This is a genomic window from Dyadobacter sp. UC 10 (assembly GCF_008369915.1).
Lineage (GTDB): Bacteria > Bacteroidota > Bacteroidia > Cytophagales > Spirosomataceae > Dyadobacter.
Map to the genome: position 1 here is coordinate 5,563,303 of NZ_VSRN01000001.1, position 25,370 is coordinate 5,588,672.

19 protein-coding genes are annotated in these 25,370 nt (G+C 48.1%); 4 read left to right on the forward strand and 15 right to left on the reverse strand.

Annotated features, from left to right (window positions below):
* Positions 1 to 90: 90 nt before the first annotated feature.
* The 5 genes from FXO21_RS23050 to FXO21_RS23070 all read right to left on the reverse strand — a co-directional run bounded on the left by FXO21_RS23050 (position 91) and on the right by FXO21_RS23070 (position 7,571).
* Positions 91 to 663: a hypothetical protein gene (locus tag FXO21_RS23050; RefSeq protein WP_225865819.1), complete on the reverse strand. Its 573-nt coding sequence runs from the start codon at positions 661 to 663 to the stop codon at positions 91 to 93.
* Positions 664 to 1,003: 340 nt separating this feature from the next.
* The gene (locus FXO21_RS23055; protein WP_225865820.1) at positions 1,004 to 2,722 is read right to left on the reverse strand and encodes a RagB/SusD family nutrient uptake outer membrane protein; all 1,719 of its coding nucleotides are present in this window, start codon (positions 2,720 to 2,722) and stop codon (positions 1,004 to 1,006) included.
* Positions 2,723 to 2,857: 135 nt separating this feature from the next.
* Complete coding sequence (locus FXO21_RS23060; RefSeq protein WP_149642288.1) at positions 2,858 to 3,283, reverse strand: hypothetical protein; 426 nt, start codon at positions 3,281 to 3,283, stop codon at positions 2,858 to 2,860.
* Positions 3,284 to 3,397: 114 nt separating this feature from the next.
* Entirely contained in the window at positions 3,398 to 6,457 is a 3,060-nt protein-coding gene (locus tag FXO21_RS23065) for a SusC/RagA family TonB-linked outer membrane protein (RefSeq protein ID WP_149642289.1), read from the reverse strand.
* 46 nt (positions 6,458 to 6,503) lie between these two features.
* Positions 6,504 to 7,571, reverse strand: coding sequence for a sterol desaturase family protein (locus tag FXO21_RS23070; RefSeq protein ID WP_149642290.1), 1,068 nt, complete (start codon positions 7,569 to 7,571; stop codon positions 6,504 to 6,506).
* Positions 7,572 to 8,298: 727 nt separating this feature from the next.
* Between FXO21_RS23070 and FXO21_RS23075 the strand changes: the two genes are divergently transcribed.
* Entirely contained in the window at positions 8,299 to 9,006 is a 708-nt protein-coding gene (locus FXO21_RS23075; RefSeq protein ID WP_149642291.1) for a hypothetical protein, read from the forward strand.
* Between the two features lie 66 nt (positions 9,007 to 9,072).
* Here FXO21_RS23075 and FXO21_RS23080 read toward each other — a convergent pair whose 3' ends face one another.
* The 5 genes from FXO21_RS23080 to FXO21_RS23100 form a co-directional block, all read right to left on the reverse strand.
* Complete coding sequence (locus FXO21_RS23080) at positions 9,073 to 9,495, reverse strand: SRPBCC family protein (RefSeq protein WP_149642292.1); 423 nt, start codon at positions 9,493 to 9,495, stop codon at positions 9,073 to 9,075.
* Positions 9,496 to 9,629: 134 nt separating this feature from the next.
* Positions 9,630 to 12,080, reverse strand: coding sequence for a TonB-dependent receptor domain-containing protein (locus tag FXO21_RS23085; RefSeq protein WP_149642293.1), 2,451 nt, complete (start codon positions 12,078 to 12,080; stop codon positions 9,630 to 9,632).
* 39 nt (positions 12,081 to 12,119) lie between these two features.
* Positions 12,120 to 13,250, reverse strand: a complete 1,131-nt coding sequence (locus FXO21_RS23090; protein ID WP_192579306.1) for a PepSY-associated TM helix domain-containing protein — start codon at positions 13,248 to 13,250, stop codon at positions 12,120 to 12,122.
* 96 nt (positions 13,251 to 13,346) lie between these two features.
* Positions 13,347 to 14,552 (reverse strand): DUF4374 domain-containing protein, encoded by a 1,206-nt coding sequence (locus FXO21_RS23095; protein ID WP_225865821.1) that lies wholly within the window; start codon positions 14,550 to 14,552, stop codon positions 13,347 to 13,349.
* 38 nt (positions 14,553 to 14,590) lie between these two features.
* Positions 14,591 to 16,984 carry a TonB-dependent receptor gene (locus tag FXO21_RS23100; RefSeq protein ID WP_149642294.1) on the reverse strand — a complete coding sequence of 798 codons (2,394 nt, stop codon included), beginning with the start codon at positions 16,982 to 16,984 and terminating at the stop codon, positions 14,591 to 14,593.
* A 150-nt stretch (positions 16,985 to 17,134) separates the two neighbouring features.
* On the opposite strand from FXO21_RS23100, the gene FXO21_RS23105 reads away from it, so the two are divergent.
* Complete coding sequence (locus FXO21_RS23105; RefSeq protein WP_149642295.1) at positions 17,135 to 18,025, forward strand: Rpn family recombination-promoting nuclease/putative transposase; 891 nt, start codon at positions 17,135 to 17,137, stop codon at positions 18,023 to 18,025.
* Here FXO21_RS23105 and FXO21_RS23110 read toward each other — a convergent pair whose 3' ends face one another.
* From FXO21_RS23110 to FXO21_RS23120, 3 genes are all read right to left on the reverse strand, one after another.
* The gene (locus tag FXO21_RS23110; protein WP_149642296.1) at positions 18,026 to 19,246 is read right to left on the reverse strand and encodes a hypothetical protein; all 1,221 of its coding nucleotides are present in this window, start codon (positions 19,244 to 19,246) and stop codon (positions 18,026 to 18,028) included.
* Between the two features lie 13 nt (positions 19,247 to 19,259).
* Entirely contained in the window at positions 19,260 to 19,922 is a 663-nt protein-coding gene (locus FXO21_RS23115) for a hypothetical protein (protein ID WP_149642297.1), read from the reverse strand.
* An 82-nt stretch (positions 19,923 to 20,004) separates the two neighbouring features.
* Positions 20,005 to 20,544 carry an RNA polymerase sigma-70 factor gene (locus FXO21_RS23120; protein ID WP_149642298.1) on the reverse strand — a complete coding sequence of 180 codons (540 nt, stop codon included), beginning with the start codon at positions 20,542 to 20,544 and terminating at the stop codon, positions 20,005 to 20,007.
* 150 nt (positions 20,545 to 20,694) lie between these two features.
* Between FXO21_RS23120 and FXO21_RS23125 the strand changes: the two genes are divergently transcribed.
* The gene (locus tag FXO21_RS23125) at positions 20,695 to 21,444 is read left to right on the forward strand and encodes a GntR family transcriptional regulator (protein WP_149642299.1); all 750 of its coding nucleotides are present in this window, start codon (positions 20,695 to 20,697) and stop codon (positions 21,442 to 21,444) included.
* On the opposite strand, the gene FXO21_RS23130 is transcribed toward FXO21_RS23125, so the two are convergent.
* Positions 21,441 to 22,145, reverse strand: coding sequence for an SGNH/GDSL hydrolase family protein (locus tag FXO21_RS23130; RefSeq protein WP_149642300.1), 705 nt, complete (start codon positions 22,143 to 22,145; stop codon positions 21,441 to 21,443). The genes FXO21_RS23125 and FXO21_RS23130 overlap by 4 nt on opposite strands.
* A 198-nt stretch (positions 22,146 to 22,343) precedes the next feature.
* Here FXO21_RS23130 and FXO21_RS23135 point away from each other — a divergent pair, with 198 nt between their 5' ends.
* Complete coding sequence (locus FXO21_RS23135; protein ID WP_149642301.1) at positions 22,344 to 22,688, forward strand: hypothetical protein; 345 nt, start codon at positions 22,344 to 22,346, stop codon at positions 22,686 to 22,688.
* Between the two features lie 145 nt (positions 22,689 to 22,833).
* Here FXO21_RS23135 and FXO21_RS23140 read toward each other — a convergent pair whose 3' ends face one another.
* Positions 22,834 to 25,368, reverse strand: a complete 2,535-nt coding sequence (locus FXO21_RS23140; RefSeq protein WP_149642302.1) for a hypothetical protein — start codon at positions 25,366 to 25,368, stop codon at positions 22,834 to 22,836.
* Between the last annotated feature and the right edge of the window lie 2 nt (positions 25,369 to 25,370).

The following is a 25,370-nucleotide window of genomic DNA, read 5'->3' on the forward strand; positions in this document are numbered from 1 at the left end:
GAAATTTGAAAAAGCAGGTTGGCCTATCAGGCAGGATGCCGGAATCCGGCCAACCTGGCTTAGTTTGAAAGTCAGATCCGTGTTTTGTGCTTAGTTTTCAGCGAGCGTGTAAGTAACTACGACTGTTTTAGGGCCTGACCGAAGGTTTGCATAGTTGGCATCGTCAGCACTAAATGAGTATGTCAGCTGGTGACCGTTTCCGCTACCAGATAAAGTATATGCACTTCCTATACCATTAATCAGGATTTGTGGACCGGTAGTCAGGTTAAAACCGCCTGTCTGGGTTCCTTTTGTACCTGCGCCAGCGTCAGCCGCAGCCGCAGCAACTACGTGAATATCAACACCAGGAACCAGCTCGTCGGCGCTTACGTCCACCCTTTTTGTTTTTGCGCCTGTCTGGATAGATGAGTAATTCAGCCAGAGCGTGTTATTGTTCGCGGGCGCGGTGATTTTCTCACCGGCTTCCAGGGGTATTGCCTGGATAAAGGATGCGGTGATATTTTTGTTGCCGGCAGGTTCGATGTCAATCAATGCAACTGTCGGGATTTCAACAATAATCTGATGTGAGTCATCTGCATCATCTTGTGCAAATGCCGAAGCGACTGCGCCGAAGGTCAAAAAAAAGGCACACAGGTAGGCGGAAGTAAAGAATTTTGTTTTCATAATAAATGATGATAGAGGATGGGAATTATAATGTTTTTAACAAACACTGCAAATGTAGAAGTATTATTACAAATTTTTCAAGCTTATGGGAAATTTTTTTTTCTCATAAGCATTTGACCGTCAAGGTTATCACTTAAAGTGCATCAAAATAATCAAAATGGCGTTTTGCCTATTTCAAACTACTTTGCATGTGTTTAAAAGTTACAAATGTTGAAAAGTGCAATTAGCTTACAGTGAGAAGTTGATTTCTTAACAATGTCGCGGTAACCGGAGCTACGCAGCAAAAAAAGCAGGCGGCCGGATACGATCCGGCCGCCTGCTTTTTTTGCTGGAAAACTTATTAATCAAAGCCCGGATTTTGCACCAGTAATTTGTTATTATCAATTTCCGATTGTGGCAAAGGGTAAAGCCGGTGTTTGTCGGCCGCATTGGTCTTACCTACTTTGTGCAGGTTGGCTACGAAGCTCGGTTTACCAGTCGCGTCTTTCTGACGGATCAAATCAAACCAGCGCTGGTATTCGTAGGTCAGTTCTAGGCGGCGATCCAGGTATACCGAATCCCGGAATTGCTCTTTGGACAAACCGGGGGTCAGGTTGGGAAGTCCTGCCCGGTTTCTTACGCGGTTCAAAGATTTGTAGGCCTTCGCAGTAGGACCGTTGGCCTCATTTTCTGCTTCTGCATGGATGAGCAGCAATTCGGCATATCTCAAAATAGGCACATTCGCAGCCGACTGGTTGGTAACCGCAGCACTCGCAGGATCAAGCCATTTATTCCAGAACGGCGTGGAGTCGCCGGGGACAGTGCTGTTAGCGATTGGCAATGCATATTTTTTGCCGTTACTCGGACTTGTAAAGCTTCGGACAAATGTCACATCGCGCCTTTTATCTGTCGGTTTGAAAAGTTTGTAAATGCTGAAAAACTTATCGTTTCCGACGGTGTAAAACCGCACCATATGCGCATAATTTCCATTCAGGCCGGGTACACCGGACAGAATACCCCGTGGATACTCATTGTTTCCCTGGTTGAGCGAATTGGATTTGAACTGGGCAGAGAAAATGTGCTCTTTGTTGTTTTTAAATGCAGGCAAAAAAACCTCCGCGTAGTTGGCAACCAGGTCGTAGTTATAGTTTCCGGTCCCGCCGTCTGCCGGAGAAAGTGCTTCCTCTGCCTTGGCAACAGCATCTTGATAGTGAGCTGCGATATTCAGCGGGTAGGAAGCTTTGGTCAGGTACACTTTGGCAAGCAATGCCTTGGCTGCCCCTGCACTGGCGCGGCCCGCGTTGGGGGACGCGTAGGTTGCAGGAAGTGCGGCTGCGGCTTCGGTGAGATCTTTTTCAATCTGTGCATATACTTCCGCCGAAGGCGATTTGGCAATCTCGTAACCGCCTGCATCCACGAACTTCTGGTACTCCGTGATCAGCGGCACGTCGCCGTAAAGTCTCACCAGGTTGAAGTAGAATAACGCCCGCAAAAACTTAGTTTCGCCGATCAGTCGTACTTTCAATGCATTGTCAAATTCAATGGCCGGGATTTTTTCAATCGCTACGTTTGCCTTTTTGATCGCTGCGTAATGCTGCTGCCATATTTCGTAGATACGAAGGTTGCCGGACGAATGTGCGAGCACGGATAGGGAGCGAACATCTGCATTTGTAGCTCCGGGACCCGGATCTTCGTCGTCGCCAGCCATATTCATTCCCGTATTAAAAAGGGTATTATAAGGTGTCTGAATATTGTTTCCCCCGGCATTCAGGAAGAAGTAAACGGCATTGACTGCATTCACAGCGTCATTTTGAGTTTTATAATACTGGTCCTCCGAAAGAAAAGATTCGGGTTCCTCTTTCAGAAACTCCTCGCAGGAAGCAAGTCCGAGGGCGAGGGGCAGGAGGAATATATAGCGGATATTTTTCATCTGAATTATTGAGTTTTTTTGATAGTAAAAAGCTTTGCACGTCGCCCGGCCTTTGTTGGTGTTGTCACAACTCCTGCCCTTGTTGGTGTTGTCACAACTCCCGCCCTTGTTGGTGTTGTCACCAACAACCGGCAGTATGCTGCGAATCATGTTGCGACAAACATATGTTAGTGACAACACCAACACAGGCGGAGACGAAATTTATGTTGCGACAAACACTGTGTTGGTAACAACAGCAACACAGGTAACAATAACACCAATCTAGGCGGACACGCACGGCGGCGGTCAGGCATCGTGTTGGTGACAACACCAACACAGGGCAACAGCAACACCAGCACAGGCGGACACGGGGGCGGCATCAAACATTGTGTCGGTGACAACACCAATACAGGCAACGACAATCCCAACAAGGGCAACAGCAACACCCGCACAGGCGGACACGGGGGCGGCATCAAACATTGTGTCGGTGACAACACCAATACAGGCAACGACAATCCCAACAAGGGCAACAGCAACACCCGCACAGGCGGACACGGGGGCGGCATCAAACATTGTGTCGGTGACAACACCAACACAGGCAACGACAACACCAACAGGCAACAACAACACCAGCACAAGCAAACACGGGGCGGTTAGGCATTGTGTCGGTGACAACACCAACACAGGCAATGACAACACCAACACAGGCAACAACAACACCAGCACAGGCAAACACGGGGCGGTTAGGCATTGTGTCGGTGACAACACCAACACAGGCAACGACAACACCAACAAGCAACGACAACACCAACACAAGCAACAACAACGCCGACACTGGCGGCCGGACTAAAACGAAAGCGACAACCCGACCTGGTAAGACTTATTATTCGGGTACACGCCCGAATCCACACCCTTATTAATCAGCGACTGCCCATTCAGACTGACCTCCGGATCATAACCGGTGTATTTCGTCCACGTGACCGGATTTTGAGCTGATACATACACCCTCAATGTTTCGATGCGGATTTTCGACAGCAGCGTTTTGGGAATATTGTAGCCAAGCGACAGGTTTTTGAGCCGGTAATAGGTCGCGTCTTCGATAAACCGGTCGGAAATGGTAATCGCCGGATCCTGGAAAGCAGCTTTCACGTCGGTATTCGTATTCGTAGGTGTCCAGCGGTTGAGCAGCACTTTGGAACCATTTACATAACCTGTACCTAATTCCAGGTTTGCCCGGTTCTGGTTGTATAGTTTTCCGCCGATGGAGGCCTGAAAGAATATTGTCAGATCAAAACCTTTGAAGCCGAAAGTGTTGGTAAGTCCTGTTGTAAAGCCCGGCTGGTTGGATATTACCACGCGGTCGCCGGTTTGTGTGATGATCCCATCGCCGTTGACATCCCTGTATTTCTGTCCGCCCGGGCTCTTATTTTGCTGCGGGGTGAGGGGCGTTTCACCCTGCTGAATAATTCCGTCGGCCTGGTAGGTGATAAACGATCCGAGAGGATAACCTACTTTCGCGATCGAAGGCATATTGATATTCGGGATGATCTGGTTCACGCCACCGCCGAGGCTGAGGATCTTGTTGGTATTACGGGCGAAAATGAAGATTGTATTCCACTTAAACGGACCAGTCGTATTTTGAGAATTAACATACAATTCAATGCCCTGGTTACTTACCTCGCCGATGTTCTGGTAGATGGTAGACGCCTGCCCGTTGTAGAAGTCAGACAGACCAGAGGTACCCGCAACAGTCCTGGTCAGCAGCAGGTCCGACGTTCTTTTATAATAATAGTCAAAAATGATATTGAGCCTGTTCTTGAAAAGTCCGAGGTCGAAACCCGCGTCCACCTGGAAGGTTTTCTCCCAACCGAGGTCAGGATTCGGTACCGTATTTGGCGCATAACCCGAAACAGTGGTATTGGAAAAATTGTAGCGGAAATAGGCAAGCTGCGACAAAGACTGATAAGGCGGAATACTTTGGTTTCCTGTTGTCCCCGCACTCACACGCAGTTTCAGCAGACTGATTTTTTTAAATTGCTGAAAGAATTTTTCATTGTTCAAATTCCAGCCAAAAGCCGCAGAAGGGAAATACCCCCATTTATTGCCGGCCCCGAAACGGGACGAACCGTCGGCCCGGAGTGTGAAAGTCACGAGGTACCTATCGTCGAATGCATAATTGATCCGGCCGAGGTAGGAAGCCAGCGACCAGTCGTTTGCCGAAGAGCGGGGAGCAATGCTGGTGATCCCGGTGGCGAGGTTATTGTAACTGAATGCATCAGTTGCAAAGCCGGCGGCTTCCGCGATTGTCGCTTTTGATTCCGAAGTTTGCGCAGTGAACCCAATCACCGCATTCACCCTGTTTTTATCATCAATGTCCTTGTCGTAGCTCAGTGTATTCTCATTCAGCCAGCTGGTAGTTGACACGGTTCCTACTATTGCATTACCGCTCAAAGCCTGACCTTCCGCCGTGCTGCTGGGGAGATAGCGGTTTTGCTTGTTACCCACCACATCCGCGCCCACCAGTATCTTCGCTTTCAAACCGTCTGTGATCGTGTATTCTCCTGAAATATTGCCCAGGAAACGGTTGGTAATGGTTTCGTTAAGCTGGTTGTACAGTGAATTGATCGGATTTTGCAATGCGGACTCAAATGGGCTGTTGATCACAAATGAACCGTCATTCTGGTAAACCGGCAGGGCAGGAGGGGTTTGCAGAAGATTGCTGACAATATTAGCCGGGGCTACATTTGACCTGATATTGCTGGCATTCAAATTCGCAAGTATCCTGAAACGGTCACTATATTGATGATCGACATTGATACGCGCCGAATATCTTCTGAAATCGGTATTCTGTAAAATTCCGTTCTGTTTGAAATAGTTACCTGAAACCGCCAGTCGCGTTTTGTCCGAGCCCGACAGGATTGAAATGTTGTGACTTTGCTGGGAGGCTTTTCGGAATGCGGCTGCCTGCCAGTCGGTACCCGCGCCGGTCGTATCGAGCGTATAGCCGGAAACCGATGGTATGGTGGCTATTTTACCTGAGTTCGCTGCTGCATCTTTGCGCAGCGACCACCATTCGGCTGCGTTTAAAAGCGGCAGCGTCCGGATCACTTCCTGTGTACCGTAAAATGCATCATAATTAACAGACGATTTGTTTTTCGAGCCCGTTTTCGTAGTGATGATCACCACCCCGTTTGCACCTCTGGAACCGTAAATCGCCGTCGCAGAAGCGTCTTTCAATACATCGATATTTTCAATATCCGCGGTGTTGAGAGAGGAAAGTGGGTTGATCTTCGAACCGTTCGTGACTCCCGCGTCGGTTAATGAATAATCGTTATTGATCGGAAAGCCGTCTATCACGTAAAGCGGATCGCTCCCTGCTGTGATGGAGTTGTTACCGCGGATCTGGACACTCACGCCGCCTCCAGGCTGGCCGGAAGTCTGCGTCACCACCGCTCCCGCCACCGAGCCCTGCAGCAAACGCTCGACAGAGGCTACGGGCTGGCTTTTGATCTCAATTGGAACCGATGCAACTGATCCGGTAATGTCTTTCCGTTTTTGCTCGCCATAACCCACCACCACTACTTCGTCGAGCAGGTTGGCCGTTTTAAGCGTGACTTCCACAGCCTCGGCCGTCAGTTCATAGATTTCGATCTCCTGAGTCTGAAAGCCGGTCATATTGATCTGCAGGGTGAATGGAAATTCTTTGGCTGCGGCAATGCTGAACTTGCCGTCTACGTCGGTCAAAGCATATCTCGAACTACCTTTCTCTACAACCGTGGCGCCAGGAAGTCCCTGGCCGGTATCGTCTTTTATAACGCCGGTAATGGCGTCCTGCGCTTTAACCTGGGAAACAATTAACAGGAGTGCACCCAATAACCATAAAGGGTAAAATTTTTTCTTATCCATCAGAATTTTAATAAAATGTAAATGCGGCAATAGGGGATACGCCTGTTCAGCCCGCGGCACGGGTTTCCAGATGGATAGGCTCAACGATTGTCTCTCTGACTTCGTCGCCAACCATCGGGCCTTCGGCGGAAAGTTCGCTGCCGTCTTTTTTCGATTTGAAAATGGGCCACAGGAATTGTGCGTACCATTCTTCTTCCTTATAGTGCTTAATACCAAATGAGGAAGGGTATTTTCTGGTGATAATTCCTGTCCCGAAGATCACGTCCCACAGGAAAAACATGTTGCCGAAATTTCCTTTGTAATAGCCGATACCGTCATCCGTGGAATCCGCATGATGCGCGTGGTGCGTTGCGGGGGTTGAGATCAGTCTTTCCAATACCCAACCTATCGGATTAAGCCATTTAATAGTATAAAAAGGCTTGTCCCAGGGAATGCTTGAGTGCGCTCCTGTCACGATCAGCGATTTGATCACTTTTACGAAAAGGGCAGCATAACCCAGCCCCACAAACGTCAGGGCGGCAGTCAGATAGGTTTGTGAAAAGAATATCGTGTAAATGATATTCTGGCGGCTCGCCATCGCCATTCCCATATAAGGTGCACTGTGGTGGGTACGGTGAAAACGCCACAACCATGGCAGCTGGTGGTGCAGCCGGTGGTACCAGTATTGGGTCAGGTCGTCGGCCACGGCTATAATCAGAAATGCCCACCAGAAAGGTACCCAGGTGAATATTCCCTTCGCATCGGGAAGGATTTGCGGCAGCAGCTGCAGGCTGTAATAGGTAACCACTGGTCTCACCACGATTTTTGGAACAATAAAGCAGATAATATCGAGCGTACTTTCGTTTTTCGTCCACTTGTTTTCGTACATACCAGCCAAAAACTCGATGACGCCGATCGCCAAGACGATCACCGGTAAACCCCACGAGCTCAGGTTTTTAAAAACAGCGTCCAGAAAGCCGGGAACTTTGAACGGCAATCCGCTGCCGCCGGCCCAGGGCTGGTAGCCGGTAATGTAAAAGGCCGTGAACATCAGGACAATAGGAGCCAGGTAAAGCAATACACTGATACCTGCGTCGCGCGCTATTTTTTGCGTAATTTCCTTTTCTGCTTTCATTCCAGAACGGTTATTTGTGATAATTCTATCCTAACTTAATAGTGTATACGCAAGCCAGATTCCACCTGCGATCAGCAGGAAAGGGACAAGTGTCAGAAAGATGCCGACCGCGATTTTTTTGACCAAAAGGGTAATGTCAGCCTGCGTCATGGATGCTGGATTTGAATTTGGGAGAAGAAAGGATATCCGGAAATATCCCGCGGCAGCGCGATTGTCGGGCAGAAAATTCCCAACCACCGAAAACCTTCACCCGACGGCACACTGCCAGCCGGGATATTTCCGGATAATTAATTAAGACAAGATCGAGTCGGAGCAACTACAACAACTGCTTTGCGGGAAGCCTGTTGTGAGGTAAACCACCTTGCGCGCCCGCATTTCACGGCGCGGATAACGTAAAACCATCGCTTTCATTGGCGAAAAATGTTGCTTTTAATATGGCTTTCGGGTGGTTCAAATGCCATAGTCTATTAAACTGATAGACAAAGTAAATTTATAGTTTTGGAATAAACAAATGACTGCTGCAAATTTTTGATAAAAAAAGGCTTTCTCACTTTTTGAATGCTTTTTCTCCACTTCTCCGCAGCGGAGTGTCTGCCCTTCGACCGTCGCCTCGTTTCCGTTGAATAAGTTTAAAATTGTCTTCCTGCTACAATCGTTAATTTTAGTATAGATAGCAGACTTTCAACAGGTTCTATTCAACGCACTCATTCCAAACCAGGCTTGTATAATGAAAAAACATTTAATTTCTCCAGTTTGTCTGCCGCTTGTTTACGCATTGCTGGCATGTGCGCTTTCCTGCACAGATCACGTCGTTCCCGAAAATCTGCCTGAATCAAGGTGCAAGGCCACAGATGGGTCCGACCGGCTGTATCCTTGTGAGTTTATCATCGAAAAGATTTCAATCCTGGGGGCCGGAGGGGCCGAATTAGGTGTTGTCACGGGCTCGATGCAGTCGCTTTCAGTCTCCCGGTTTTTGGCCAAAGCGAACACCAATACCGGTAATGTAGTAGGTTCTTCGGGTTCTGCCACATTCGATTTCAGGTTTACACTGAAAAGGGTAGCCGCACCGTCCTTTCCCGTTAGTGCAGGTTATCTGATCGGGTACACAAATAATGCGTCGGGTAAGCGCATATTGCATACACCAAGTTTTGCGGGGGATACTTACGGTGAAAGGAGCAAGTTAGGGATGCCGGTTGCCATCGATATGCCGATAGGGGAAAGCCGCGACGTTACCGTGACTATGTCTGTTCCTTACACAATCGTTGATGCAGGCTCTTTTGGGATCAGGCCTTCTGCCATGTTTGGGTCGACTTCGTTTTTTATTGATAATGATGTGACCACCCTGCAATTCAACCGTACTGCGCTTCCTTATTTTTATGTGGGCAGTGTGGTGGAGGCTTACTACGAGAAGTTACAGATCGGTATTTCCAATTAGGATATTTACGCAAACTGAAAACGCCCCCTTTCGAAACGAGAGGGGGCGTTTTTAATGTCAGCTAAATCAATTGGCTTCTACATGTTTTTTGAAGTTGTCGAGGATTGCCTGCCAGCCAGCCTTCTGCATATCCGCAGGATTGGTCTGCTCTGCATCGAAAACCTCGGTTACCGTAGTACTGTCGCCATGATCCTCGAAGGTAACCTTAACCGTCCTGCCGTCAGTCATACCGTATTCGATCAGACTTTCAGGTACGACATTCGAATACACGCCTCCGAAGTCGAAACTGAAACTGCCGTCTTTGGCTGCCATGGTGGTGGTGAATTTACCGCCGGTTTTCAGATCATTTTCTGAAAATGGGGCGTGCCAGTCGTCAGCAGCGAAGCACCATTGCTTGATATGCTCCGGCGCGTTGAAATATTCCCAAACTTTTCCAACAGGTGCATTAACGGTTGTTTCTACGGTAATTTTTTGAGCTTGAGTTTCCATTTTTTGTTTCGGTTTTTTTGTGAATTAGTATGTTACAAAGGTGGCACAAGTTACCGAAACGAGCAGGTGGCAATCGTGACAATCCTGAGGGTGGATTGCGTCAAATGCGTCCATACTATCAAAAACCGGCCCTATTAACCGTTTGGCTTCGCATTTTTAAGATCGTCATTGTTGATCTTCCTGCTTTTTCCGCCGCCCAGCATATTGCCGAATTCCCAATTGAGCGACAGCCGGACAGAACGTTGCAGGTACTGATTCCTGAAAGTAGACGTGAAGTCATTGGATCGTACCACTTCCTGCTGGGAAATATAGCTGCTGAACGGACTGACGGTAGTAAGCGTGATCGACAGTTTTTTCGAAGGGATCTCTTTTTTTGCCGAAAAACTATAATAGAACCACGAACTCTGGTAGCCTTGCAGCGTCACTTCTTTCGCGTTGTAATCTCCATAAAACTGTACACTGAAATTGTTTCGCAGTTTCCAGCTGCTGTTCACATTCACTCCCCAGGCCATTCCGTCGTTCTTGATATTGAGTGCACCGCTGCTGAACCGGGCGTGGCGCACATTGGCATTGCTATTGATCTTCCAGCCCGGTAAAATGGGGATTGCAGTCGAAAAATTGATACCATATTGTTCGTTCGAAGCCAGATTTTGTTTCGTGGTTGTAGCAGCTCCTGCGTTATCGATCGTGACGATGCTTTCGATGGAATTGTTGGTACGGCGACCAAAAAGCGAAGCATTAAAAAAGAACTCGGCGTCGGTTTGCAATGCATAGGTGAATTCTACCTGATTTACTTCCTCCGGGCGAAGGTCGGGGTTACCGATAAAAATATTCTGCGGATCCTGACTGTCGCGGTTCGGGTTCAGGTCCCAGATCGACGGGCGCGAGATCCGTTTGGTATAGCTTAGCGTCAGGTTATTGTTCGGATTAAGCCTTTTGAAAACTGTCGCGCTCGGTACGAAATTCCAGAATGTATTGGTAAAATGCGTGCCCAGTCTGAGCTGATTTCCTTCCAGAAATGTACCTTCCACGCGTGCACCGGCATGGATCGCCCAGCCGCTGCTCCATTTGAATTTGAGCTGGGTATAGGCAGCGGTGACATCCTGGCGGTAGTCGAACACATCCGACCGCGCCGGTACCGGTTGCAGCAGTTCGGGCTGATATCCGTCGCTGGCTGCCACATCGTAAGTACTGCTCACATTCCGCAAAATCGCTTTCGCACCCAGTTCCAAAGCATGTTTAGACGAATAGGAGAAGGGCATTATATAGTCGGTCTGAAATGTCCATTCGCGGTTTTCGGTGCGGTTGTCGTTTCTTTCGCGATAGGTAAGCGTTTCATCGTCGCGCTGGAAAGCATTGTAATTATAATCTTCGCTGGCACTGTTATGCTGGGCCATAATATAGAGTTCCTCACCCGGCTTCCTGAATTTTCGTGTGTAGCCCAGATTCAGGTCAATGCCCCGGTTCGGCGCTTTGGTAGTAACACGCTGGTGATACTTGCTGAGCAAAATACCGTCTGCATTGAAACGCTGGTTGAACTGCTCGCTATTCTGCGGCCAGCTTCCCAGCCAGCCATTGACTGAAAAATTGAAAAGATTGGCGGAATCGGGTGAGTACTCAAGTTGCAAATCGCCGGAGCTATGCGGCTTGGCATTGTCCTTCACCACATGCTGTAAAATACTGCCTGATCTGGCGCCATTTTCGTAAGTGATCCGGTCCAGGTCTGAAATCTCCCGGTCGCGAAAACGGTGCAGGTGAAGGGTAGAGGTCATATTCCATTTGTCGCGGTTGATCGCAATGCGGGGATTGATCGCCTGTTCGAGGTTTCCACCGACCACCTCAATCGTGCCGCTGGTACTTTGGTTGCCCTTTTTTGTAATAATATTAATAACCCCGGCTGCGCCCTCCGCATCGTAACGCGCCGAGGGGCTGGTAATCACTTCCACAGATTTGATCGAGTTGGCTGGCATCATATTCAAAGCATCTCCCGGGCTACGCGCCATTTGACCGGAATACTTTCCATTGATCAGGATCCGCAAATTAGAATTTCCCCGCATGGTCACTTTTCCCGAAGCATCCACATTCAGGATAGGTGCTTTTCTGAGCACGTCCGCGGCGGTTCCTCCCTGGTTACTGATGTCTTTTTCAGCATTGTAAATGAGCATTCCTGGCTGTTGTTCAACCAGTTGGCGGGATCCGGTGACGGTCACCGCGTTCAGCTGGTTTACCTCCGAAGTCAGCTGAATCGCGCCGAATTCGAAGTTCGGTGTATTCGGTTTTATCGTGAACGGGATCAATTTTTGACGGTAACCGACAAAAGAAAGGTTCAGGAAAAATGAGCCGGCAGTGATATCGGTGGATTTAAAAATGCCGCTTTCGTCAGTATAAGTGAGTGCGATTACTTTCTTGTCACTGTCAAGAATGCTGATCGTGGCAAATTCTATCGCTTTTTTCGAACTCGAATCCGTTACTACCCCACGGATCTGAAAAGGAGAGGGGTTTTGTGCAAATACTGCATTTGTATTGATAAACAGGTTTATGAAGAGCAGCAGCGTATAAAGCTTGCCAGTGTAAGGGTTTTTCATAGAAGATGAAGTTGCGGCGGGTAAAAATACGATTTTATTTCAGGCCGGTTTAAGATTTGCGTAGCGTTTTATGCTGGTTTTTACCGGTTTGCGTTTTCCCCACCAAATGTAAAAGCCGGTTATTGGCAAACTTGCGCAAATGAGGCTGACCAAAAAGAAAATGATCTTGGTGGGCCAATCACCGATCGCGCCTACATGCAACGCATAGTTGGTACGACGAAGCCAGTCCGCCCATTTCAAATCGTCGATATGCACCTGAGTGGAAGGTAGCTCGGCCAGGGTATTCTGGTCCAGATATACGTAACGCCACGATCCATTGTACATATCTACGCAGAGATCTATGGGGTCGGATGCTTTTTCCGGGAAAGAAATAATGATCGCATCTTTATTATAGGTACCAATCTCCGTAATGCCCTTCCAGAATGCTTTGTCGACATTTTGCAAAACGGTATTCGGATAAATTTTGGTAGTATCGGAAAAAGCGCGGACGAAAGGTGCGGGTTCCCGGCCACCAGAGTTAAGCAGATAAAAGCCTTCATTAAACCACCTGAAACCCATATTCAAACCGGTGATCGTCAGGATCAATGCGATGATGAGCGAATAAAATCCCAGTACATTGTGGAGGTCGTAATTAACCCGCTTGAATTTCGCTTTCCACTTGATCCTGAAGCTTTTATTCCGCCCGGATTTGTTCCACTTTTTGGGCCACCACAATACCATTCCGGTGATCAGCAAAACGAAAAATATCAGTGTCGCATAGGAAACGATCGCGTGGCCCACATCTCCTTCGATCCACAAACCTACGTGACCGTCGAGTATAAAATGGAAGAAATCTTCCTGATCAGCGATGCCGGTCACCGCTGCGGTATACGGATTGACGAATACCACAGAATCCGAGTGCATGCTCATTTTCGCCGCTTTTCCATGTCCGTAATACCAGATGCCGTCGATTTCCTTGCCCGGGAATTGCCGGGATACATGCTCGCGAATGACGGAAGGCGGCAGGTATGCGGCATTACCAGGCCGCTCGGCATGGGTCCAGGGCTGGGTAAGCGATTTCAGTTCCTGCTCAAAAACCAGGATACAGCCCGTCACCGCAACGATAACAACAACAATCCCGGACGCCAGTCCCAGCCAGAGGTGCAGCCAGGCATTTATTTTTTTTAGCATTTTAATGATGGTGAATATTGAAAATTGCCGGGCTGAGCGTAACAAAGTGAAGTACGCCCAGCGTGGCAAAGGAACTAGAGGAAGCGACTATTGGCCTTACTTCGTTTTTTCCAAACGAAGAATGAAATCAATACCGCCCACAAACTCAGCTCCTTTTGTCAAGGATTCGGTGGCCGGGTCGTACTCCCAGATGTAATCCTTATCGGCCGCATTTACGGAAATATATGCCTTGCCATCTTCAACGATGACTGCCTGCACCATACGCTCACCTGTGTCAACCGGCAGGTCGAGCTTTTTGATAAAAGTGCCGTTTTTAACATCGATCACTGAGAAAGAATGGTCAGCATCAATCGACTCACCAGTGATTCGTGTCCGGACGATTGCCTTCCCATTTCCGATGTACCACATTGCAGCGCCCATTCCATTGCTGGTCGCAGCAGAAAAATTGAAGTTGTAGGTCGCATCGAGCTGGGTAGTACCCTTTTTGATACGGTAAACCATTGAAGGCGACTTATAATCGTAGTTGTAAACGGGGTCGGTGATAAAGTAAATGTCCCCGTTTTCGTCCTGGAAAGAGGCAGGCGCATACACTACTGGCCCGCCGGGAGTGGTAGTGCGGGTGTCAGAAATCGTGCTTTCGGTCGTCATCACCGGGTAATTCACTACTGCTACGCCGAACTTCTGGTAAACGGGCATATTAGGTGTATATGCAGAAGTTGTAAAGCTGTACCCGATGAACAGTTTGCTGTCGCGGTACTCTGCAAAACCGATCGCGTACTCATCAAATCCTTTGGGAAAGCTTTCCAGGTTCAGTTTACTGGTTGTCAATGTCATATCGGCAACTTTGACGATTGCGTACCGCGCCTCACCTTCTCCGGTTCCGAAAATCACAAGTGTTTGATCGTCTACCCAGACATAGGAGCTCCAATTCAAATGAGTGAAAGGAACCTCCTTGTCAACAACCAGTGCGCCGTTTTCGACATGGTATTTACCAAAACGACCGCTTCCGAAATTGGCGTGATAATAAAATCCGTCCCGCTGAATGATATCCTGCGCATACACTTTGCCGGTCATTTCAGCCCCGTTTCCCTGCAAGCTGATCTGCCCCTCTTTCAATGAGGGTATGCTGGCGATGTAGTAAGCGGTATTTGGCCAGCTTCCCACGCACACAATTGCCGAGTATTGACCTTCTTCCTCCGGCTCGGCGGGGCCGTTGTTATTGTTGTCGTCGCAGCTGGTAAAAGCAAAAGCCAGCAGCCCTAGCACAAGCGGTTTCAACGACATAGAACGCATTATTTTCATTTTTTCTAAATTGTTATAAATGGATAATTGAGTTTTGGTTATTTTAGAAAATACCTGAGTTTGAGTGAAAAAGCGCGGCCCGGCTTCTGCAATCTGAAATTGTCGAACGCAAGGTCGTCGGTCAGGTTGCGGCACTCGCCGGATACGTTGTACCTGCCGTTTTTGAAAGAATAGCTGAGTGATGCATTGTGGATTACCTGTGTCGGGATCGTCGATTTTCCGTTCACATTTCCAAACGCTTCCCAGGTGAGGTAAAACCAGTTGACATATTGGGTAAACCAGTTGAATTGCAGGCGTGAATCTTTCCCGAGCACATCATTTTTGCCAATACTCAAGTTTGCATTGCCAAATAACCAGGGCTGGTTGGGGATCTTGTTTTTATAAGTAGCCTCGTAGGTCGTGCTTGTCGTACTACCGAATTTGGTCATATTCACCGCATTCTGATAAGTTGCGTTGATATTAAATGAAAGCAGGTCCGCATAATCATACCGCAGCTCGGCTTCAAAACCGGTAACGCGGACGCTGGCCTTGTTTTCATTCTTTAAAGCTTTCGAGCGCTGATCGGGAACGGGATAGATAAAATCCACTGCGTTTCTGTAAAATCCAGCAGCTTCGAGGAAAAACCGGTGCTTGTTCAATCGGATACCATAATAGCCGCCCAGGTTCACATTATCGCTGCTTTCGGGTCTCAGGTCGGGGTTGGGCTGGATATTAAGACCGTCGCCATACACTTCCTCTACTTCCTGCAAGCGATAGGCATGTTCCAGGGAAATTTTAATACCCAGATCTGGCAGGATTTTGTAGCGTGAAGCCACGCCGTAGCCGTAGTTTCTGAAAGTGCTGTCGACGACCTGATAGGCAAGGTCCATATACTTTTTCCGCTGCAAACCGAGTCCGTAATACTTGGCAAAAAAGGTATTGACCCACTTTTTATCAAACAGTTCCTGCTGGTAGGCAACACCAAGGATCTGCTTGTTCATCACACCGGGCATATCGTCGCTGTCCGAGATCAGCTCATTGTAGCTTTCATTTCTTAGTTTATCAAAAATATAATTGATGTTGAAAGAATGCTTTTCATTCAGCGTATAGCTCAAATTGGCACGGGCAAATGTGCGGGGGCGGATAATGTGGCCGATCGCCTTGATCCCGCCCATTTCCGCAGAAGCTTTCGCAGTCCACGAACCATCCCAATAATACTGGCGCATCAGCGTGTCTGTGGTTACGAATTTGTCTTTCGATTGAGAGGCGAAAAGGCTCAGATCGAGTCCTTTGACAAACAGGTTGTTTTTCCGGTAACGTACTGTGCCGCTCAATGCATTGCTTTTGCGGGTGACTTGTCCGTACACGATCGTTTGTTCAAAACCTGTTTGCAGGTCCTGTTTTCCTTCGGTGTAGCCCAGCCCTACATGTAGCACGTCAGCCCATGATTTGTTGGCGATCCCCGCTTCGATTTGTCCCATCGCAGAGCGGAACTGGTCGTGAAAACGGCGGGTGTTCGTCATTACAAAGGAAGCGCCTGTCAGGTCTGTGATTTGGTCGCCGTTCCTTTTGCCGCCTTCCAGGATCTCTACGCCCTTCATTTTATAGTTGTTATCTGAATAGTTGAAAAACCCCGTTGCTTTGACCGTAATACCGGTAGGTTTGTGCACGTACTGTCCCGTAAGCGCTGAACGGTGCGTGTTAAACGAGCCGTAGCTGTGGCTGAGGTCGAGGTAGTTGGTCTGTTTCTGACTGGTGATCACATTCACAGCTCCGCCCATTGCATCGGAACCGAGTTGAACAGGCACTACACCTTTATATACCTCGATCCGTTCGGCGAGGTTAACGGGGATATTGTTGAGCGACATGGCGCTGCCAAGGATTTCCATCGGTACGCCATCGATGAAATATTTGACGGCTTTCCCCGACAGCCCATTGATCGAAAAATTGAAGTTGGAACCCAGGCCGCCCTGCTCGCGTATGCGCACACCCGCACTTCTGTTCAGTACCTGGTTCAGGTCGGCGGTGGTGTTTGCAAATTGTTTTGTTTCAATTGCATTCACGGCAAACGCCAGCTCCCTGATCTCCTGCGTTTGCGTTTTGCCGACCACCTGAACTTCATTGAGATCCGTTTCGCTTTCCTGCATGGTGAAGTCGAGCGTCAGCGGCTTGCCTCTTTTCACAGAAACCGTTTGGGTAATGGTAGTGAAACCAACGCCAGATATTTCAATGGTATAATTGCCGGTTTTAACGTCGCTCAGTTTGTATAAACCATCGGCATCTGTTGTCGTTCCGTGGCTGCTTTTTTTTAGCGAAACAGAAATTCCCGGAAGTGCGGAGTGGTCTTTGGAAGTGATTTTCCCTGAAACAGAGCGTGTTTGTGCATTGATCCGGGGAGATAAAGTGCAGAGGATTACTGAAAATCCGCAAAAAAGTAATTTGCTGAAGCGCATTGTTCTAATAGGAGAAAAGCTGGTTTTTCAAGTGGTCGACAAAATGTCGTTTAACACCGCTTGATAACCAGTAGCGCCAAACCCCCTTTCCCGAAGGTGGTTCGTAAAAAAAGTTTGTGAATTTTGAGAAGATAAAAAGACATACTATTCATGCATATTTTCAAGCCGGGCCGCTTCATAGATCCTTTCACAGATTTCGGTTTCAAGAGGATATTCGGCTCAGAGCCTAATAAGGATTTGCTGATCGATTTTCTTAACCAGCTCTTTGAAGGTGAAAAGTGCATCGTCGACCTGGTTTATGACAGAACCGAACGAAGCGGGCCTCTGTCGGCGGACAGGAAAGTGATTTTCGATTTGCTTTGCACGGGAGTTGACGGAGAGCAGTTTATTATCGAAATGCAGCGCATCCGGCAGGAGTTTTTCAAAGATCGGTGCCTGTATTACGTCTCTTCGCTAATTCGGGACCAGGTACCACTCACCACGCAAAAATGGGATTACAGATTGAAGCCGGTGTATTTGATCGGTATTATGGATTTCTGTTTTGATAGTGCTACCAAGTTGGATTTCATTTCCAGGGTGACGCTGAAGGACGAAAACGGGCAGGCATTTTACGACAAGCTCGGATTCATTTATGTTCAAATTCCCAATTTCACTAAACGGGAAGAAGAACTCAAATCTGAACTTGACAACTGGCTATTTTTGTTGAAACACATGAATAATATTGATAAATTACCATTGTTTTTGAGAAGACCGATTTTCAAAAAATTGTTTGATATCGCGGAAGTTAGCAACTTAAACAAGCAGGAGAAGATGGCATACGATGCAAGTCTGAAACAGGCGAGAGACTGGTACGCAGTAACTGAATATGCGCGCAAAGAAGGTTTGAAAGCAGGAATTGAGCAAGGAAAAGAGCTGGGGATCGAGGAGGGCATTCATTCCGGAAAATTGGAGACTGCTAGAAAAATGAAGCAGAAAGGTTTGTCGGACGAACTGATTATGGACGTTACAGGTCTGTCCGCAGAACAGATTGGCGCACTTTAATCAATCAAGCCGCTCAATCCTCAGTATGTAGTCTGTTTCACCTAGCAACCGTAGCCCCTTTTTAACGGTGCGGTTTTCGGGGTTATACATCCAGACGTAGTTTCCGGCTGCGTCCGAATTTACGGAAATATACACTACTCCGTTTTCAACGAGTACACATTGTCTGGCTGTGCCTTTGTCTAGCGGCAGGTCAATGCGGGTTGCAGACTTTGTTGCAAGATCCAGCTCGAAAAAATCGAAATGAGGCACCTTGTAATGATCGTTCATTCCGGTGAAAAGATCCTTTCGCTCGGTCCGCACAATCGCTTTTCCGTTTCCGATGTACCAGAATCCGTAACCGTTGTTTTGAATCGGAGATGCTGAAATATTGAAAAAATAATCGGGATCTATCTTTCCATCCGATTTCCTGATCCGCATGATTGCCGTCGGCTTATCCGGGTTATTCCCCAGGGCAATGCCAGGGCAGGTTATGAAGTAGAAATCACCTTTTTCATCGGTAAAAAAGTGCGATTGCCTCGTATTCACACCGCCGGGGTAAGTTGTTCGATTGTCTTTATAAGAATCAATCACTTGCATCCCCGGGTAGCTGAGTGTTTCCACATACATCGTATCACTTGTAGTATAGCCCAGCAGATCGTGGGCAGCGTGGTAAGTATAGCCGAGCAGCAGGTCTCCATTCAAAAATTGCGAGAATCCGACGGACATCCAGTTGTACTTACCAGTGGGAGCAGGCAATGGTAAGATACCCTGCACGGCAGTCATTTTGTCGGGATTGATCTTGGCATATGTTACCGCCGATCTTTTTTCGTCATAACCGATAATCATCAGCGAATCCGGAGTTATCCAGCTGTAATTGTCGATTGCTGAAAAGCCTTGAAGTTTCAGTTTTGCCTTCGTAATGAAAGCATTGTTTTCTATCCTGATTTTTAAAAATTCGCTGGTCCTGGCATTGAGCCGGTAGTAATGTCCCTTGTGAACAATCAGGTCATAAAAGATCCGCTGCGGAACTACTTTCGTTCCCGTTTTCTCAGGCTCAGTGTTACCGCCCGACAGCGAATCAACAGCCAGCAAATATTCCTGACCGTCCTTCGCCATCGTATAAATGCTGTATTTCTGATGAGATGGGGATTGTTTTTCAGATTTCCTTTCCGCGCATCCGCCTGTAAAGACGACCATCGCCAGTAGCATGTACCAGGATATCCGCCAGGTATTTTTAGTCATCAATGGAGAAATTTCAAATATCAAACCGGTCCATGAGCTGCCTTTTCATGAGCGGCGGCAACCCCATTAAGGATTTTTCTTCAAGTACCAGCAGCTCGGTGGCCTCGCCCGGCCCTGCATAATTGAGGGCGATGTAGTTCAGGCCTTTTTTGAGTTTTATCTTATCGCCGTGTTCCTTCTCATCCGTGCAGGTGCCTTGTATTGTAAATTCCACGTCCATTTTGGATTTGATCATCATCGCGCCGCAAAAATCTATCCTGCCGCTATTTCTGTCAATCTCTACATTGCTTTTCGGTGCGAGGGACAGGTTGAAATTCCCCGTGTGTAAATCCTTATTGATCGAGTTGGATTCGTTGTTGATAACGATGATTTCTGATGTAACCGGCTTATTGTTAATGCTGTATAGTAAGACACCCGCTAGTCCTACCAGGAGCGCGGCCGCAGCCTGGCGCCAGAAACTATTGAAGAATATGTACCGGTAACTTTTGTTCGCTGGCAATGCACCCGCTATTTCATTCCACATCGCATCCCTGACACCGTGCTTTTCTTCCCCCCCCGGCAAAGCAAAAAGCGCATCGGTGTCATCATTGAAGAGCCATTCCTCGACGGCTAATTGCTCTTCCGGCGTACACAGACCCGCGTGATATTGTTCGATAAGTTCTTTACTGACCCGCATGGAGGAGCTTGCTTAATTTTCGCACAATGCTTTTGGTAAAAGTAGCACAAATTAACTTTTACCGTAAGCGGGGTAACAAAAACTAAACGAGATATTCGGTGAGGTTCGCTTTCAGCGTCGAAAGCGCGCGGGTAATGTGGTATTCAACAGCCCTTTCGGAAATGAGTAGCCGGGAGGCAATTTCCCGGTTAGTCAAACCTTCTTCCCGGCTCATCCTGAATACATTGCGGCACTGGCAGGGAAGCGTGTCCACCAGGCATTCGACCTGCGATTTGAGGTTATTATAAAATACTTCGTTCTCAGTGCAGTTGCTGGAATGGCAATAGTTGCGAAAAGCCGATTCATTATGTTCCGCCCTTGATTTTGTATTTCTTAAATATTCAAAAACCTTCAATTTGGCGGCGCGGAGCAGGTATCTTTCTATTGAAACCGTAATTTCCAGTTCATCCTTCCGCTCCCACAGCGATTTGAAGATATCCTGAACCATTCCTTTCGCCGGCTCCGTTTCACGGATATTGTTGTAGCAAACAGCAAATACTTTCTCCCAATGCAGCAGATAGATCTGTCTGAAAGTGGTCTCATCGATCCGCATGGGAATTATATCGGCTAAATCCTGATTCATGCCTGCTATGCGCTACATTGGAAAGCTGCAAATATAGTTTGTTATTTAAAACAAGTCCAAATAAATCGGAATTTGTGTGAAGGAAAAAACAGAATATTTGTAGAATATCTGCTATTTTAGAGTTTTATATCAACTCTCTGACACCATTGAATGAGACCTAAGTTTCTTAGCATAAGTGATGAAATCATTAACAGGATCAAATCCGGCGAGTTACAGCCCGGAGACAAGATTCCATCTGAAAATGAGCTGATTAAGAATCACAAGGTCAGCAATACAACTGCCCGGAAAAGTCTGCTGGAAATTGAAAACCAGGGCTGGGCAAAGCGTATTAAAGGCAAGGGGACATTCGTATTAAACCGTACCGTAGGGCATCACCTGATCCGCACCCTGGGATCCATCAATGCTACCAGGCGCGGGTTCCATGAAAGTCTGATCGCAGAGGGCTTCGAGCCGCACAATGTCGTGCTGGAAAAAATAGTACTGGAAGACGGGATATCGTCGGAAATAGGAGGGAAGCATTTTATCGTGGATGGACCCGTGCTTAAAATTCATCAGCTGAGGTATGCCGACGAGGAGATTATCAAGGATGAAATCAAATATATTTCCCTCAAACTTTGTCCGAAGATCAACAGGATGCCAACGGAGATCTCGTATTTCAAAGTCTATGAAAATACCTATCATCTTCGCATCGAAGAGGTTAAGCAAACACTCAGCACGGAAATTATAGCGCCGGATTCAGACCTCAATAATTTTGAGCTTTCACACCCGACACCCATGTTCATTCTCGACAGCGCGGTGATCTGCAGAGAAGATAAAGTGGTGGAAATAGAACGCTCCTTCTACCGCGGCGACAAATACAAATTCGCGATCAGCGCCAATCCCGACTACCAGGACGCTTAAAAGTAGGGGAGAATTTCGTTCGCAATAATCTGATGCCCGGCTTCATTCGGGTGATTTACCGACGACATCACTTCCTTCAGTTTTCCTTCTTTCACGATCTTTTGGAATTTGACATAAGGATCCGCAAAACCGGTTTTATGCTGAACTGCCAACTCTTTGATCTGCACTGCGTAGGGTTCAAGCGGGTTTTTCGGGTCGGAAATATCGATTCGCTGGTCGGGCGAGGGGGTGACAAGTATGACTTTAATATTCTTTTCCTGAGCGGTACGGACCATTTTTTCTAATGTTTCTTTTGTTTTTTCAAGAGGTGAAAAACGATCGTTCAATGCATAATCGATGAAAAGAACATCGGGCTGATGTACCAAAACCTCCGTTTGAAACCGTGCAGCACCTTTCAAAGAATTTTCGCCACCTAGGGCGGTTACGATCACATTGATTACCGCATAAGGATATTTAGCTTTCAACGCTTTCAGGACGAGGTTTGGGTAAGATTCCAGCGTGTGTACCTCGTGGTTGTTCCAGTAACCGGCCGGCACCGAATGTCCGTGAAAGACCAGGTTAATGCGCCTGCTCTTCGGCCAAACCGTATTCAGTTCCTTTTTAACAGCCGCCAGATAACTCGTGTCGGCAACTTGTGCAATTGATGGGAGGGAAATTGAAAGAAATGAAATAAATGTTAATACTCGCCGCAGGTTTTTCATGAGGTTCAGGATTTATTTTTAATGTAAAAGCCTCTAAAAGGGATTTCATAACCGTCGTCTGCCCTTTACCATTGTTGGTGTTGTCACCAACAACCAGCACGACGCCGCGTCCTCGCACAGCTGCGGGTGACAACACCCGCACCGACGCAAGCCTAGCTCACCATGATACGACCAGGCTGTCCTTTGCCATTGTTGGTGTTGTCACCAACAACCAGCACGACGCCGCATCCTGACACAGCTGCGGGTGACAACACCCGCACCGGCGCAAATGTTAATACTAGCCGCAGGTTTTTCATGAGGTTCAGGATTTATTTTAATGTAAAAGCCTCTAAAAGGGATTTCATAACCGTCGTCTGCCCTTTGCCATTGTTGGTGTTGTCACCAACAACCAGCACGACGCCGCATCCTGGCACAGCTGCGGGTGACAACACCCGCACCGGCGCAAGCCTAGCTCACCATGATACGACCAGGCTGTCCTTTGCCATTGTTGGTGTTGTCACCAACAACCAGCACGACGCCGCATCCTGGCACAGCTGCGGGTGACAACACCCGCACTGGCGCAAGACTAGCTCACCATGATAGGACCAGGCTGCCCTTTGCCATTGTTGGTGTTTTCACCAACAACCAGCACGACGCGGCATCCTCGCACAGCTGCGGGTGACAACACCCGCACCGGCGCAAGGCTAGCCTACCACGACACGACCAGGCTGCCCGTAACCCCTTCCACCACAAAGTGCTTCCCAAACCGCGCGTCACCTTCCTTAAACGCGATTTTGCCTTCTTTCCAGGGATAGTTGGCATTTAGATAGGCATGGAAATCTTTGGCCGTGGTGTGCTCGTCGGCGTAAATACGTACTGTCGCATTTTGCAGGCCACTCACCCGAAATCGCTTCGAAATACCCATTTCACCTGAATGCAGTTCTTTAAAGGAAACGATACCTTCCTGCTGCTCGATGAAAACGCGGGAATCACGGTTCCAGGAAGTTGGCAGGGAATAGACAGAGCTTCCCTTGTCCAGTTTTGTGTCCAGCCCGTTCAGTAGCGGGGCGCCTTGCGGAAATTTGAAATGGTTGACAATGGTCGTGTTCGGATTATAACCCGAAAAAATGAATGCATTGTTGCTACGTGAAACCGTCAAAACCGGGTTTTTAATGCCTGGATCTTCTTTTGAAATACCCAGATCGATCCCAAACTCCTGCAAAACATAGCGGAGCAAAAGTGGCCCCGTGAAAAGTTTTGAAGGATTATCAGGCGTAAGCAATTTGCCTCCGGTGAATTTGCTGGAATTGGTGCCGCGGATATAGGCCACTTTTCCGCCTTTCCAGTCGGACTTTTGGCGCGTCCAGGCAGCGTCGCGGCTTTGACCATTCTGCGTCATTTTTGATAAGACCTTTGTACTCGCGTCTTTACTGTCGGCCAATTGTGTACTGATGCCGCCGCCAGAAAAAAGTGCTGTGTGGATTATTTTGGAGGGATAAGGGGTTTTCATCACATCCCCGGAATTGATAGAGGTAATGTCAAACTCCCCTTCCAGCGGCGCGACGTTTTTTAGGTTTATTAAGTCTAAAAATGCTTTTCCAGCATGTCCCGCGGGACCGTAAACCATTAACTTACCTCCGTTTTCAACAAAGGAAATCAGAGCTTGCTCTAATGCAGAACCCGCCTCAGGAACAATAGTTACAAGGACAGATTCCTTAAACTTCTGAGGTTCGCTCTGAATTACCTTTTGAAAGGAAGTGGTCGAAACGATCGTATTCAATGGAAAGCCGTTGTTGATCGCCTGCCGGATGAGCCAGTCTCCGTAATAGATTTCGGGCAGACGGTCCTTGTGTTGATAAGCCCACTTGTGGTATTCGTCGAAAGGGTAAACCCAGACCAGCGGTCCGGGCGCGGTCGGCGAGTCGTAGCGGGCTTTCAAAATATGCGGGGTTACTTCGTCCGGCACCTGCGTGGGCATATTTCCGAAAGAATCGTCGATGCTCAGGAAGTTTAAATGTGTAGGCAGTCGCACTTCCCCTTTTGCGTTAATGCGTGATACGGACATCGGCAGGTAAATATCATGCGGCTCGCGCCCATAGCGGTCGAGCCAGGGACTATTGATCCACCAGGGGTCGTGGGTATAGTAGCGGAACAGATAGCGCTCGTCGGGCAGCTCGGCCATTCTTGACATATAACCCACCATTTCCAGACCAAAATCACCGTCCAGCGCGGCCCAGGGAGAATTGGGCGGCGGCAGAATATTTTTATCCTGATAAATTGATTTCAAATCTACCCCGTCACGCGCCAGGTCGGCTCCGGTTGACAAATTAGTGCCTCTTGTCTGAACCTGGAAATCAGGGCATTCTGCCCGGAAATACTTCCAGAAATCGGAGATCTTGGATTTGGTAGCCGCCAGTTTGGGTTGATCAAAACCCTTGCCGTCGAATATCGCACCCGTGGAGGACCAGCCTTCGACGCCAAAACCGAAACCGTTGCTCAGCCAGATGTAATCAAACCCCATATCTTCCAGAAGTCGCTGGCTTTGCCGCCCGAGGAAAGTACCAAAAGGCGTTTTGTCCGGAATGCCATTTGGAAAACCCGCGTAGGATTCCTTGTCCGCTTTCAAAACAGCATAGCAGCTTACCATCGTATTATGCCCCATTGCGCTTCCGCCGAGGATCTCCGGATGAAGCTTGTATTTGAAATCGGATTTGGCAAACTCAGGCCCCGGATCGAAAGTTTCACCCACACGGATTGGTTTGCCTGTCACTTTCCGACCTTCTTCTTTCAAAGTCTGCACGATGAATTTCAGGTCTCCATAAGTGAATTCGGGCGGATTTTCGAGGTAGAGATAGGCGCGTTCGTGGATAGAGAGTTCCTTCGGCCCCGAGCCGACGGGATGCTTGGTATTCGGGTTCCCAATGTAGCGCGCCCATTCGAGCCGCTGTTTCGGGTCGCCTTTGTATTCGAGGATTTCGGAACCGTCGCCCGTCCAGAGCATGACCGAAACTGTGTCCGCGTGCCGAAGTAAAGAGTGCCACTGCACGAACATTTCCTTCGCCACTTCCCGGATATAGGCTTTGTCGTTTTTCTTGAAAGGTTTCAGAGAAGCTTCGAGGGTGATGTTATTGAAATTCTTTCCCCGAAGCGTGGACGGCTGTAACTGCGCTGAACCCGAAAAAGGGGCCAGCAGCAGCCAGAATGAGCCGAGAAACCAGGGTAATCTTGTTGTTTTTAAGTTCATAT